Here is a 12,549-nt window from a genome sequence, read left to right on the forward strand (position 1 = left end):
GTCTGGTTCGGGCTCCGGGTCCGGTGCCGCGGGAGAGGCGGCCGGCTCCGAGGCCCGCTGCAGCGCCGGTGCAGGGGGTGCGGGCTCTGCCGGCACGGGATCCGGAGCCAGCGGCTCGGGTTCGGGCTCGGGCGATACGGGTTCGGGCTCGGGCGACTCGGATTCCGGTTCTTCGAGCTCCGGCGGTTCGGGGTCGGGCACCGGTTCCGCGGGCTCGGGCGGGTCGAGTGCGGGCGGGTCGGGCGCGGGCGGTTCGAGCTCCGGCTCGGGTTCTTCCGGCTCCTCGGACTCGCGGTCGTCCGGCTCCGGCGGCTCCGGTTCCTCCGGCTCGGGCTCCTCCGGCTCCGGCGGCTCGAGCTCCGGCTCGGGTTCTTCCGGGTCGGGTTCGGGCTCGTCGGACTCGCGATCGTCGGGCTCCGGCGGCTCCGATTCCCCCGGCTCCGCCTCGTCCGGCTCGGACACGGGCGCGGAGAGCGGCTCCGGCTCGGGCAGCGGCTCCGGCTCGGGCAGCAGTTCCGGTTCCGGGCAGGGCGGCGGCGGACAGAACACCGGCGGACAGGGCGGCGGCGGACAGGGCGGCGGCGGACAGGCCGGCGGCGGACAGGGCGGCGGCGGACAGGCCGGCGGCGGTCAGAACGCGGGTCAGGAGTTCCCGAACCGCGACAAGATCGGGCGCGCGTGCGTGAACGAGTACGTCGACATGCAGCAGATCCGGTCGTTGCAGAACCCCGGCCAGGGCGGGGTGTTCTCCGGCGGCAGCTACTCGATCACGTGCGCGATGAGCAACCACCACAACTCGGACAACTTCGTCATCGCCCCGGGCGTGCGCAACGGCGCCCAGCACACGCACGACTACGCGGGCAACGAGGGCACCAACTTCGCCTCCGTGGACCAGACGCTCGAGGAGTCCTCGACGACGTGCACGAACGGCGATCGCCACCCGTTCTTCTGGCCCGTGCTCCGCGACCTGCGCGGCCAGGGGCCGGACGTCGGCGCCGACGGCGGCAGCCTCGACGGCAACATCGGCTCGTTCGTCGAGCCGTCGTCGGTCGACTACACCTTCCACGGCCACGGCACGCGGCGCGCGGAGGCGATGCCGCTGAACATCACGCTGGTCACGGGCTCGGCCAAGGCCGGCACGAAGAACGGCGAGGGCAGCAACGCGAAGTTCACGTGCTCCGGAGCGGGCGGGCGGATGACCGACCTCTACGCGATGTGCCCCCAGGGCTCCGCGCTGCAGCGGGTGTTCGACTTCCCCAGCTGCTGGAACGGTCAGGACCTCGACTCCGAGGACCACACCTCGCACATCGTCTATCCCGACGAGGACGGCGAGTGCGCCCAGGACTTCATCCCGGTGCCGGCGCTGCGGGTCACCGTGAACTACGACGACGTGCCGCCGGGCCGGCAGTTCGCCATCGACAGCTTCCCGGAACAGCAGCACAACCCGATCACCGACCACGCCCTGCTCGAGTACCTGTCCTCGGAACGCCGTGCCCAGGAGGGCGTGGAGTGCATCAACGCCGCACGGCGGTGCACCCAGGGCGCCGAGCAGGACGTGGCGGCCACCGGGTCGACCGACAGCGCCGACCAGGTGCCGCCGTCGCGCAACTTCGCCCACGCGCTGGCGACCCACGCGACCGCCCACCAGTCACGCCCGTCCGCGGCGACCGGTCACGGCGGGCCCCACGCCCGACCCGGGGCCGTGCACCACACCGTCCCGGGAGCCGGCGGGCCCGCGTCGCGAGCCGTGCCCGCGACGCTCCCGGTAGTGGACGCCGGGACCGGACGGCTCCCGGCGTGGGGCGCCGGGTCGACGCTGGGACCGCTGCCCGGCCTGGCACCCCTCCCGGCCCTGGCCGCGCCGCTCGGACCCGCCGACCACGGCACCTGAGCGCGCAGGTCAGAGCACTTTCGCCCACTCGACCACGATCACCGGCGTGCCCTCGGGGTCGACCCGGACCGGCAGCACCGCGCCGGGGCGGACCTCGGCGGCGTGGGTGAAGGGCACCCGCACGCGTCGCCGGACGCGGCGCCCGCCGAGGTGCAGGTCCAGCAGCGGCACCGGCTCGCTGCCGACCGCGCTCGACGTGCTCGTCACCGTGACCACCTGCGCGGCCGTCGGGGTGCCCCGGCGGGCGGTGCGCTCGAGCGCGGCCGGGCTCCCGAACCACCGGCGCTGCAGGACGATCCAGACCACGCCCTGCACCAGGAGGTTGCCGCCGAGCACGGCGAGCGTGAGGACCGTCGCGAACCGCGCGGTGCCCTCGAGCACCGGCAGCGCGATCAGCAGGGCGACGAGGCAGAGCGCGGCACCGGCGAGGAACCACCGCCCGAGGCGCTCGAACCTGACGGTCATGCGCTCCCCCGCTCCTCGACCCGCACGATCATCGCGGGCGGAGCGGGGTGCGCGGTAGCTATCCCTCGCTGCCGGTGCGGGGCGGCGGCTCGGTGTCGACGACGTGCGGGGGCTCGTGGTCGGGCGCGTCCTGACGGGCCTGGCGCGGCTCCTCGGTGCGCTGACCGCGGCGGTCGAGGGCCTCGGCCGCATCGATGATCTGAGCGTCGGGCACGGCGCCCAGCTCGCGGTGGCTCTTGCGGTAGCGGTTGGCCTTCTCCGACTTCTTCGGCGGCCGGTCGTTCGCGATGAGCACCGCCACCCACGGCAGCGGTACCGACAGCACGATGAACGCCACCGCGACCCACGGCAGCTGGAAGGCGATCCCGAAGACGCCCGCGAGAAGCAGGCACGGGATGCGGCACGCCATGATGATCGAGTACCGCTTCTTGCGAGCGGCGAACTCCTCGTCGTACGAGACCGCCGCCTCGGTGATCAGGATCGGTTGCCCGTCGTCGTCCTGACGTCGGTTCACGCTCGTCGCCTCCTCGGCACCTGCCCTCGCCGGCGGGTGCCCACAGCATCCACCCTCAACCCTGGCCGTGGGTGGCGCCACCGGGAGCGCGGTCGCTCAGGAGCTCGCCTCCGCCTTCGCGGCCTTCGCCGCCTTCTTCTGGGCCTGCTTGAACTCGCGCACCTCACCGAGCGTCACGGGGTCGACGACGTCGGCGATCGAGCGCCGCGAGCCGTCGTCGCCGTAGTGGCCGGCCGCCTCGCGCCAGCCGTCCGGCCGGACGCCGCACTGCTTGCCCAGCAGCGCGGTGAAGATCTGCGCCTTCTGCTTGCCGAAGCCCGGCAGCGACTGCAGGTTGGCGAGCACCTCGCGCCCGCTGCCGGCGTCGACCCAGAGCCGCTCGGCCTCCCCGCCCCAGTCGGAGACGATGAGTCGGCACAGCGCCTGCACCCGCTCGGCCATGGAGCGCGGGTACCGGTGCAGTGCCGGCGGGCCGGTGAAGGCCGCGACCAGCGCCTCCGTGTCGTACTCGGCGATGCCCCGGGCCGTGATCGGGCCGCCGATGCGCTCGGTGAGCAGGGCGGGCGAGGCGAAGGCGCGCTCCATCGGGAACTGCTGGTCGAGCAGCATGCCGATCAGCAGCGCCAGCGGGTTGGCGCTCAGGACGGCGTCGGCGTCGGCGTCCTGCGCGAGGGTCAGGTCGGGCACCCGCTCAGCCTCGCAGATTCTTCTCCAGGACGGCGAACCTGAAGTCGTCGTCGCGCGGTTCGCCGACCCCTTCCTCCCCGTACGGGAACGGCCGCGACTCCCCCGTGCGCACGTAGCCGCGGCGCTCGTACCAGGCGATGAGCTCCGCGCGGCGGTCGATCACGCACATCTCCATCGTCGCCGCGCCGCGGTCGCGGGCGTGGTCCTCGGCGGCCTGCAGCAACGTCGACCCGACGCCGCCGCGCTGGGTGCCGGGCCGCACAGCGAACATCCCGAACGAGGCCGTCCCCGCGCCCGGCTCGAGGGTGACCGCGGCGCAGCCGACCAGGTCGCCGGCCACGAGGACGGTGATGGCCGGGTCCGCCACGTCGGCGGCCAGCAGCTCACGCGTGGTGCGGGGGCCGTCGATGAGGTCGGCCTCGGAGGTCCAGCCCTCACGGCCGGACGGCCCGCGGTAGGCGCTGTGGACGAGGGCGAGCAGGGAGTCCACGTCGGCGGCCTCGGCGACGCGGATCGTCAGCGGTGCGGTCACGAGATCCCAGTGTGCCGTGTCGTCGGCGTCACGAGCTGGTCGTCTCCGCGGTCGGCGTCGGCGGGCGTGCGCGGCACGACGGGGACCCCGCGCGCCCACAGCCCGACGCCGCGGCGGCGGATGGCGGCCGCGACCCGCAGCGTCACCAGCGGATGCCGCAGGGCGGCGGCGAGCACGGCCCGCCCGGTCGCGGGACGGCGGCGCCCGCGCAGGGTCGCGACGAACGCGGTCGCGCCCTCGCGGCGCAGGACGACGGTGGCGGCGAGCGTGTCGCCGGGCTCGGGCACCCGCATGCGGTACTCGCCGTCGACGGTGAAGAACGGCGAGACGTAGAAGTCCTTGTCGACCCGGGCGCGACCGGCGTCGTCGACCTCGAGCAGATAGTGGTGGCGCCCGCCGTAGGTGTTGTGGACCTCGGCGACCACCGCGACCAGCGCACCGGCGTCGTCGCGGCACCAGTAGAGCGTGATCGGGTTGAACACGTACCCGAGGACGCGGGCGTGGGCGAGCATCAGCACCCGCGCCGGCCGGGCGATCCCCCGGGCCTCGAGAAAGGCGTCGAGGTTCTCGCGGATCGAGCGTCGCGGGTCGCCGATGTGGTCGGCGGCCTCGAACCGTGCGAACGGGCGCAGCGGGGCGGGCAGGCGCGGGAGGTCGTCGAGGTCGACGAGCCAGAGGTAGAGCCGGTGGGTGAACGCGTGCTCGAGCCGTTCCAGGCGCCGGTGCCCGACCTCCGCCTCGTAGAGCGCCGGCGCGAGCGTGTGGCGTTCCGGACGCTGAGTGTCTGCGGTGGCCGACCGCTGACGTCTCACCACGTCACTCCCAGGGACGCGGCGGCGCGGACGCCGGCGGCGCAGCCGTCCTCGTGGAAGCCCCAGCCGTGGTACGCGCCGGCGAAGGCGAGGCGGTCGTCGTTCAGCGCGGGCAGCCGGTGCTGGGCCGCGACGGAGTCCGGCGTGTAGGCGGGGTGCTCGTAGGTCATCTTCGCGATCACCGTCGACGGGTCGATGCGGTCCGCGGCGTTGAGGGTGACGACGTGGGTGTCCGGCCCCTCGAGGCGCATCAGCCGGGTCATGTCGTAGCTGACGAGCACCCGGTCCTCTCCCGGCACGCGCAGCAGGTTCCACGACGCCCGGGCCCCGGCGGCACGCGGGAGCACGGAGGTGTCGGTGTGCAGCCAGGTCTCGTTGCGCGAGTACCGGAACGCGCCGAGCACGTCGCGCTGCTCCGTGGTCGGGGCGGCCAGCAGCCGCAGCGCGTCCGGAGCGTGGGCGGCGACGACCGCGCGGTCGAACCGGCGCTCGACGTCGGCGTCGTCGCGCACGAGCACCTCGTCGCCGGAGCGCGCCAGCGCGCGCACCGGCGTCGACACCTCCACCGCCGAGAGGCCCTTGGCGGCGCGCTCGACGTACGAGCGCGAGCCGCCGACGACCGTGCGCCACTGGTGCGAGCCGCCGACCGAGAGCATCCCGTGGTTGGCCAGGAACGCGAACAGGTACCGCGCCGGGTACTGCCGCGAGAGCTCCGCGCCCGACGACCACACCGCGGACACCACGGGCACCGCGAACGTCTCGACGAAGAAGCGCGAGTACCCGCCGGCGTCGAGGAACGCGCCGAACGTCACGTCCTCCCCCAGCGGCGACGAGCCGTCGACGACGGCGCGGGCCTCCCGGTGGAACCGCAGGACCTCCCCGAGCATCCGCAGGTAGCGCGGGTTCGCGACGTTGCGCGGCTGGGCGAAGAGCCCGCGCACCCCCCGGGCGCCCGCGTACTCGAGACCGGTGGCCTCGTCGCGGACGCTCATGCTCATCTCGGAGTCCTGCGTGGCGACGCCGAGCTCGGCGAACAGCCGCAGCAGGTGCGGGTAGGTCACGTCGTTGTGGACGATGAACCCGGAGTCGACGGCGAGCGGGCCGACGTCGTGGGTGTGGGCGTGCCCGCCGAGGCGGTCGTCGGCCTCGAAGAGGGTCACGTCGTGGCGCCGCTGGAGCAGGTAGGCCGCCGTCAGACCCGCGACGCCCGCACCGACGACCGCGACCCGCTCGCGCACGCCACCACTCCCTCTACGGATCCTCCAGCGGGACCTCGAGCCCCTCGGGGTCCCCGGCCGCCATGGCCTTCGCGACGGCCTCGGTGAACGGTTCGAGACCGAGCGCCCCGAGGGCGAAGTGTGTGACCAGGTCGTGCCACGCCCCCGCCCGGCGCAGCATCGCGTGACCGTCCCCGTGGACATCGAACCGTGCCACGCGGTCGGACACCGTCGCGACGCGCTGGGCGAACCGCAGCGAGGCGCGCGGGTCGGTCATGCGCTCGCGGTCGCCGTGGGCGATGAGGACGGCCTGCCCGGAGAGGTGGGCGTAGGGCTCCCCGCGCTCGATCCAGGGCGCGAGGCCGGCCACCCCGACGACGCCCTCGTCGCCGCCGACGCGCAGCGCCGCGCGCCCGCCCATCGAGTGCCCGACGAGGACGACCGGCACGTCGCCGTGGCGCGCCCGGACGTCCCGCAGCGCCCAGCGGGCGTCCTGGACGGGGTCGAGGTCGGGGGCGTTCCAGCCGCGGTGCCGGTAGCGCAGCAGGCCGACGTCGACGCCGCGCCGGGCACCGGCGGCGGCGAGGCTGCGCGCGAACGGCACCATGCGCAGGTACGGCAGCCGCAGGCCGTCGGCCGGCTGACGGTTGTCCGGGCTCCCGCCGTGCAGCACGAGGACCGCTGCGGAGACGGGCCGCCGGGTGGCGGGGCGGACGCGGTCGAGGCGCGGGAGCGTCACGGCGCGCCGTCCCGGAGATCGAACCCGCGGCCGCCGCGGGACGAAGGCCCCGGCGACGACACCAGGCACCCCGGCCGGCGGCCGGGAGGAGGGAAGCCCCCATGCAGGCCGGAGACACCGCCCCCGACTTCGAGCTCGCCGACGACACCGGCACCCGCCGGACCCTCTCGGAGCTCCTCGCCGGCGGCCCGGTGGTGCTGTTCTTCTACCCGCTGGCCTCCTCGGGCGGCTGCACCCAGGAGAGCTGCCACTTCCGCGATCTCGCCGGCGAGTTCGCCGCCGTCGGCGCGCAACGTGTCGGCATCAGCGCGGACTCGGTCGAGAAGCAGCACGCGTTCTCCTCGGAGCACTCCTTCGACTATCCCCTGCTCTCCGACCCCGGCGGCGTCGTCGCCAAGCAGTTCGGGGCGAAGCGCTCGTGGCTGCCGGCCCTGCCGGTCAAGCGGAAGACCTTCGTCATCGACACCGACCGCTCGGTGCTCGGCGTCATCGGCGGCGAGATGAAGTTCGATAACCACGCCGACGACGCCCTCGCCCTGCTCCGGTCGCGCCAGGGCGCCTGACGGTCCGGGCCCCCTCATGTGGCGCGGGCCGGCCGCGACCCCGGGGGCAGCGGCAGGAAGCCCGAGGTCCGGCGCACGTACTCGTCGTAGCCGGGTCGCTGCGACATCGACTTCTCGGTGAGCTCCTTGCCCGTCACCGAGACGAGCAGGTAGGTCATCAGCAGCGGCCCGACGACGCTGACGAGCGCGAGCGGGTGGCCGGCCGCGACGACGAAGACGCCCCACCAGACGCAGGCGTCGCCGAAGTAGTTCGGGTGCCGGGTGTAGCGCCAGAGCCCGGAGTCGAGGATCTTCCCCTTGTTGTCGGGGTCGGCCTTGAACGCGGCGAGCTGGGTGTCGCCGACGCTCTCGAAGACGAACCCGATGAGCCACAGCAGGGCGCCGAGGACCACCACGGCGAGCACGGTCGACGCCCGGACCATCGCGGCGAGCACCGGCAGCGACACCACGAGCATGACGCCCGCCTGCGGCAGGTACACCTTGCGCAGCACCGTGGCCGTCACCGCGCCGGGTGCGTGGTCGTCGCCGAGCATCTCCGCGTAGCGCGGGTCCTCGCCCTTCCCGCGGTTGCGCCAGCCGATGTAGAGACCGAGGCGCAGGCCCCACACCGCCACGAGCGCGAGCGCGACCGTGCGCACCAGGGTGTCGCCGACGCCGAGCACCCCCGAGACCACGTACGCGACGACCGCGACCGCCACGAAGCCCAGGCCCCACGTCACGTCGACGACGCTGTGCCGGCCGGTCGCCCGCGCGACGACGAGCGTCAGCGCGAAGGCGACGACGACCGTCGCCACCGCGCCGACGAGCAGGAGGCCGAACGCGGCCAGGTCGAAGCTCACGACCCGTGCGTACCCGCGTCCGCGCGCGCCGGCACCGACCAGTCGTCGCGTGTGGCGGGCATCCCGCTGCGGCCGCGGTCGGTCGGGCGGGCGAGGAGGATCTGGTCGACGCCCATCCGGTTCTCCTCGAACGCCAGCGCGCCGCCGGCGAGGTAGAGCCGCCACATCCGGGCGCTCCGCTCGCCGAGCAGCCCGACGGCCTCGTCGAAGCGGTCCTCGAGCGTCGCGAGCCAGGCCCGGATCGTCGGCACGTAGTGCTCGCGCATCACGTGGACGTCGCGGACCTCGAGCCCGGCGTGCTGGAGGAAGGTCAGGGTGTCGCCGACGGGGCGCATGACCATGTCCGGCGTCACGTAGGTCTCGATGAACGCGCCGCCGCCCGGCGCGTTGGCGCCGCGTGACATCTGCTGCACGAGCGCCCGCCCGCCCGGGCGCAGCGCGTCGTGCAGCGTCGCGGCGAACGTCGGGTAGTGCTCGTCGCCGACGTGCTCGCCCATCTCGATCGCGCTGACGGCGTCGAACGGCCCGTCGGTCGCGGTGATCCGCTCGGCGACGTCGCGGTAGTCGAGGAGGTCGACCTGGACCTTCCCGGCGAGGCCTTCCGCGCGGATCCGGGTGTTGACGTGGTCGCGCTGCTCCCTCGAGATCGTCACGGCGCGGACGCTCGCACCGTGCTCGCGCGCGGCGTGAACGGCGAGCGAGCCCCACCCGCAGCCGATGTCGAGCAGGCGGCGGCCGGGCGCGAGGTCGAGCTTGCGGCAGATCAGGTCGAGCTTGTCGTGCTGGGCATGTGCGAGCGTGTTCTCCGGCGCCGTGTAGTAACCCGACGAGTAGGCCATCGAGTCGTCGAGCAGGAGCGAGTAGAAGGCGTTGCCGGCGTCGTAGTGGTGGGCGATGACGTCGCGGTCCCGGCGGCGGCTGTGCAGCCGGCCCTTGATCCTGATGGCTTCGGGCGGCGGGGCGGGCTTGGGGCCGATCAGTCCCAGGCGCGCCGCGCTCGTCGCGAGTCCAGGCAGCTCGCGGGCGCTCGGTCGCCTCTTCGTGATCGTCCCGGAGTTCACCAGCGTCCACATCGCCGAGAGGCCGTCGGCGAGGTCACCGTCGACGTCGAGGTCGCCGGAGACGTACGCGTGCGCGAGCCCCATCTCCCCCGGCTCCCAGAGCAGCCGGCGCAGCGCCCGCCGCGAGCGCAGCACCACCGTCGGCACCCCGGGCCCGGGCGCCGGACCGGCCTCGCTCCCGTCCCACGCCCGGATCCGCACCGGCAACGGCCCGTCGAGGAACGCCCCGACCGCTCCCGCGACCCGCTCTGCTGCGCTCGCACCCACGCTGGTCTCCCTCCGTCGTGTCGGGAGCACCATCGGACCGCACGGTCGATCGGTTCGCCCGGTGTCCGTTCGTCACAGTGCGCGTGTCGCGATCGGGTCTCCCCGGCGCGTCGTTCGGGTGATCCGAGTACGAACTGTGCTCGTATTCACTCCATGGGGGTGGGACTGGGGGTCAACGACGTCCCGATCGTGGGGGAGCCACTCGCTTATGGGACCGGCTTCATTGCCTTATTGCTCGTGCTGCTTTCACGCTTCCTCTTCCAGTACCCGGTAACACTGGCTCACGAGGGCGGGCACATGCTCGCTCTCCTCGTGACCTTCCGCGGGACCGACGGCTGGACCATGAACGACGACGCCACTGCCGGCACACATCCTGGTCGCGGCGGAATCTGGTTCTTCACCCTCTTCGTCGCCTTCCTCGGCTATGCCGCACCGTCTCTACTCGGCCTGGCGGGCGCAGCGCTCATCGCTCTCGGCAACCCTTGGGCAGTCCTGCTGGCCGCCATCGTTCTCTCGCTGTTCGCGCTCGTCCTCGCCCGTAACGCGTTGGCTTTCCTCATCCCGTCACTGATCGTCATCGGGTTCACCTGGCTACTGATCGCCGGGTCCGGCACATTGCAGGCGGCGTTCGCCACCGGCGTCGTGTGGCTCCTCCTCTTCGGCGGCCTCCTAGACGCCATCAACCTCCTGTCGGAGCCGTCCTCGGACGGAGATCGTCTCGCGAAGATGACCTTCATTCCCAACTTCGTGTGGTCTCTTGCCTGGATCTTCGTGAACCTGACGTCGCTCATCGTCGGCGCTCAGCTCCTACTGCGGCCTGGCTACGGCCTCGGCTGACCCCGGCGCCTCCAAGATCGCTCCAGGTGCTCCTCTGACCCGATGTCATGGGGTCAACGGAGCACCTGGACGGATCATGGCCCGATCCTCGCCGCTTCCGCCCGGTCGCCGACCCCGCCAGGATCGGTCGCACCCTCCGCGACGGAGCCCGGAGCACCGCCCGGGAGGACACCCCGAGGAGCACTGCGTACTCGATCCCCGGCCGAGCCGCTGACCACGCGCCGGCAAGGCAAGATCGCTCCGGCTGCTCCTCCGACCCGATGTCATGGGGTCAACGGAGCACCTGGACGGATCATGGTCCGATCCTCGCCGCTTCCGCCCGGTCGCCGACCCCGCCAGGATCGGCAGCACCCTCGGCGACGGTGCCGGGAGGACGGCTCTCGACCGCCCGGGAGGACACCCCGAGGAGCACGTATGTCCTGGTCCACGGCTCCTGGCACCACGGCGGCCTGTGGGAGGGGGTGGCCGAGCCCCTGCGCGCGCAGGGCCACACCGTCCACACCCCGACCGTCGCCGGGCACGGCAAGGGCGTCGACAAGGCCGTGAACCACGACGACTGCGTCGCCTCGATCGTCGACCACATCGTCGGCCAGGACCTCTCCGACGTCGTGCTGCTCGGCCACAGCTTCGGGGGCACCGTCATCGCGCGCGTCGCGGAAGAGATCCCCGACCGGCTCCGCCGCCTGATCTTCTGGAACGCCTTCGTGCCGGCGCCGGGCAACTGCCTCGACGACGAGACCCCGCCGCACTACCGGGAGCTCTTCGCCCAGCTCGCGGGATCGACCGACGACAACACGATCATGCTGCCGTTCCCGATCTGGCGGGAGGCGTTCATCCAGGACGCGCCCCTCGAGCTGGCGCAGTCGACGTACGAGCTCCTCTCCCCCGAGCCGTACCAGCCGTTCCGCGACAAGCTCGCCCTCACGCGCTTCTACGAGTCCACGATCCCGCGCTCGTACATCAACGCGACCGAGGACATCGCCCTGCCGCCCGGCGAGTGGGCGTGGCACCCGCGGATGTCGAGCCGCCTGGGCCTGTACCGGCTCGTGCAGCTGCCGGGGAGCCACGAGGTCATGTTCACCAACCCCGGCCTGCTGGCCGAGAAGATCGTCGAGGCCGGGCGCGACTGACCCGGGGGCTTCTACGCATGCACGACCCGGGTCGGGCAGACATGATCTGCCTCATGGCGCGGCAGGACCGACTCCGGCGGATCTCCCAGTCCCACGACCGTCGGCGGTCGGGGCGGGCGATCCGGCTCTGGCGCAAGCTCGCGATCTGGGTGCTCTACCCGCGCACGGACCGCGGCTTCTGGTACGGGTTCGCGATCGACGTGCTGTGGCCGGTGCTCATGGCCGTGGCGCGCTGGGACTTCCGCGGCGGGCGCCAGATCCCGACGTCGGGCGGCGCGCTGGTCGCGGTCAACCACCTCTCGCACGTCGACCCGATCGTCCTCGTCGCCTACACGCTGGCGCAGGGCCGCGTGCCCCGGTTCCTCGCGATGAAGGAGCTGTGGGGCAAGACGGTGGTCGGCGCGCCGCTGCGCGGGGGCCGGCACATCCCCGTCGACCGCGGTAAGTCCGGGATCGAGGCCTACCGCGCGGCGGTCGAGGCCGTGGGACGGGGCGAGGTCGTGGTGGTCTACCCGGAGGGCGGGTTCGCCGACCACTCGGATGGCTGGCCCCGCGCCGCCCGCACCGGCATCGCGCGGATGGCCCTGGAGACCGGCGCGCCCGTCATCCCCGTCGCGCAGTGGGGCTCGAACATGCTCCTGCCGCCGACGGCGACGCGACCGACGCTCCTCCCGCGCGCCACGTTGCAGGTCCTCGCCGGTCCGCCGGTCGCCCTCGACGACCTGCGCGAGGGCCGCATCGGCCGCAAGGCCCTGCAGGAGGCCACCGACCGGATCATGGGCCGGATCACCGAGCAGCTCGCGGTGCTCCGCGGCGAGGACCCACCGGAGCGCCCCGCCCCGCACGAGCCGGCGCACCCCGACACCCCCACCGCCGACCTCCAGCCGCCGGCCGTGAGCTGACGAGACCGCACGCGGAGATCAGGAGCGCACCACGCACCTCAGCTCGCCCGGCGAGGTGCCTGACGCGCTCCTGATCTCTGGGCACGCCCGACG

The 12,549-nt window shown here is 73.4% G+C and carries 14 protein-coding genes; 5 read left to right on the forward strand and 9 right to left on the reverse strand.

From position 1 onward, the window contains the following. The first annotated feature begins 682 nt into the window (after positions 1–682). On the forward strand, positions 683–1,891 hold the full coding sequence (locus ACR9E3_RS29440; protein WP_460384433.1) for a DUF1996 domain-containing protein: 1,209 nt from the start codon (positions 683–685) through the stop codon (positions 1,889–1,891). 9 nt (positions 1,892–1,900) lie between these two features. Here ACR9E3_RS29440 and ACR9E3_RS29445 read toward each other — a convergent pair whose 3' ends face one another. The 7 genes from ACR9E3_RS29445 to ACR9E3_RS29475 form a co-directional block, all read right to left on the reverse strand. After that, complete coding sequence (locus ACR9E3_RS29445; protein WP_460384434.1) at positions 1,901–2,356, reverse strand: hypothetical protein; 456 nt, start codon at positions 2,354–2,356, stop codon at positions 1,901–1,903. A gap of 58 nt (positions 2,357–2,414) precedes the next feature. Further along, positions 2,415–2,870: a DUF3099 domain-containing protein gene (locus tag ACR9E3_RS29450; RefSeq protein WP_460384435.1), complete on the reverse strand. Its 456-nt coding sequence runs from the start codon at positions 2,868–2,870 to the stop codon at positions 2,415–2,417. A 96-nt stretch (positions 2,871–2,966) separates the two neighbouring features. Next, positions 2,967–3,557: an HhH-GPD-type base excision DNA repair protein gene (locus ACR9E3_RS29455; RefSeq protein WP_460384436.1), complete on the reverse strand. Its 591-nt coding sequence runs from the start codon at positions 3,555–3,557 to the stop codon at positions 2,967–2,969. Positions 3,558–3,561: 4 nt separating this feature from the next. Further along, a complete protein-coding gene (locus tag ACR9E3_RS29460; RefSeq protein WP_460384437.1) occupies positions 3,562–4,089 on the reverse strand; it encodes a GNAT family N-acetyltransferase in 528 nt (175 codons plus the stop codon). Continuing rightward, positions 4,086–4,904, reverse strand: coding sequence for a DUF1365 domain-containing protein (locus tag ACR9E3_RS29465; protein WP_460384438.1), 819 nt, complete (start codon positions 4,902–4,904; stop codon positions 4,086–4,088). The genes ACR9E3_RS29460 and ACR9E3_RS29465 overlap by 4 nt, the downstream gene beginning before the upstream one ends. Further along, positions 4,898–6,139, reverse strand: coding sequence for an NAD(P)/FAD-dependent oxidoreductase (locus tag ACR9E3_RS29470; protein WP_460384439.1), 1,242 nt, complete (start codon positions 6,137–6,139; stop codon positions 4,898–4,900). The genes ACR9E3_RS29465 and ACR9E3_RS29470 overlap by 7 nt, the downstream gene beginning before the upstream one ends. A 13-nt stretch (positions 6,140–6,152) precedes the next feature. Further along, entirely contained in the window at positions 6,153–6,857 is a 705-nt protein-coding gene (locus ACR9E3_RS29475) for an alpha/beta hydrolase (protein WP_460384441.1), read from the reverse strand. 101 nt (positions 6,858–6,958) lie between these two features. Here ACR9E3_RS29475 and ACR9E3_RS29480 point away from each other — a divergent pair, with 101 nt between their 5' ends. Then, the gene (locus ACR9E3_RS29480; protein WP_460384442.1) at positions 6,959–7,420 is read left to right on the forward strand and encodes a peroxiredoxin; all 462 of its coding nucleotides are present in this window, start codon (positions 6,959–6,961) and stop codon (positions 7,418–7,420) included. Between the two features lie 14 nt (positions 7,421–7,434). Here ACR9E3_RS29480 and ACR9E3_RS29485 read toward each other — a convergent pair whose 3' ends face one another. Together ACR9E3_RS29485 and ACR9E3_RS29490 are read right to left on the reverse strand one after the other, a co-directional pair. Beyond that, positions 7,435–8,259 (reverse strand): DUF1295 domain-containing protein, encoded by an 825-nt coding sequence (locus tag ACR9E3_RS29485; RefSeq protein ID WP_460384444.1) that lies wholly within the window; start codon positions 8,257–8,259, stop codon positions 7,435–7,437. After that, positions 8,256–9,620 (reverse strand): class I SAM-dependent methyltransferase, encoded by a 1,365-nt coding sequence (locus ACR9E3_RS29490; RefSeq protein WP_460384445.1) that lies wholly within the window; start codon positions 9,618–9,620, stop codon positions 8,256–8,258. Before ACR9E3_RS29490 ends, ACR9E3_RS29485 begins: the two co-directional genes overlap by 4 nt. 126 nt (positions 9,621–9,746) lie before the next feature. On the opposite strand from ACR9E3_RS29490, the gene ACR9E3_RS29495 reads away from it, so the two are divergent. The 3 genes from ACR9E3_RS29495 to ACR9E3_RS29505 all read left to right on the forward strand — a co-directional run bounded on the left by ACR9E3_RS29495 (position 9,747) and on the right by ACR9E3_RS29505 (position 12,456). Then, on the forward strand, positions 9,747–10,424 hold the full coding sequence (locus tag ACR9E3_RS29495; protein WP_460384446.1) for a M50 family metallopeptidase: 678 nt from the start codon (positions 9,747–9,749) through the stop codon (positions 10,422–10,424). 362 nt (positions 10,425–10,786) lie between these two features. Beyond that, positions 10,787–11,554: an alpha/beta hydrolase gene (locus ACR9E3_RS29500; protein ID WP_460384448.1), complete on the forward strand. Its 768-nt coding sequence runs from the start codon at positions 10,787–10,789 to the stop codon at positions 11,552–11,554. Between the two features lie 53 nt (positions 11,555–11,607). Next, on the forward strand, positions 11,608–12,456 hold the full coding sequence (locus ACR9E3_RS29505) for a lysophospholipid acyltransferase family protein (RefSeq protein ID WP_460384449.1): 849 nt from the start codon (positions 11,608–11,610) through the stop codon (positions 12,454–12,456). The last annotated feature ends 93 nt before the right edge of the window (positions 12,457–12,549 follow it).

The organism is Actinomycetospora sp. C-140, assembly GCF_054796175.1.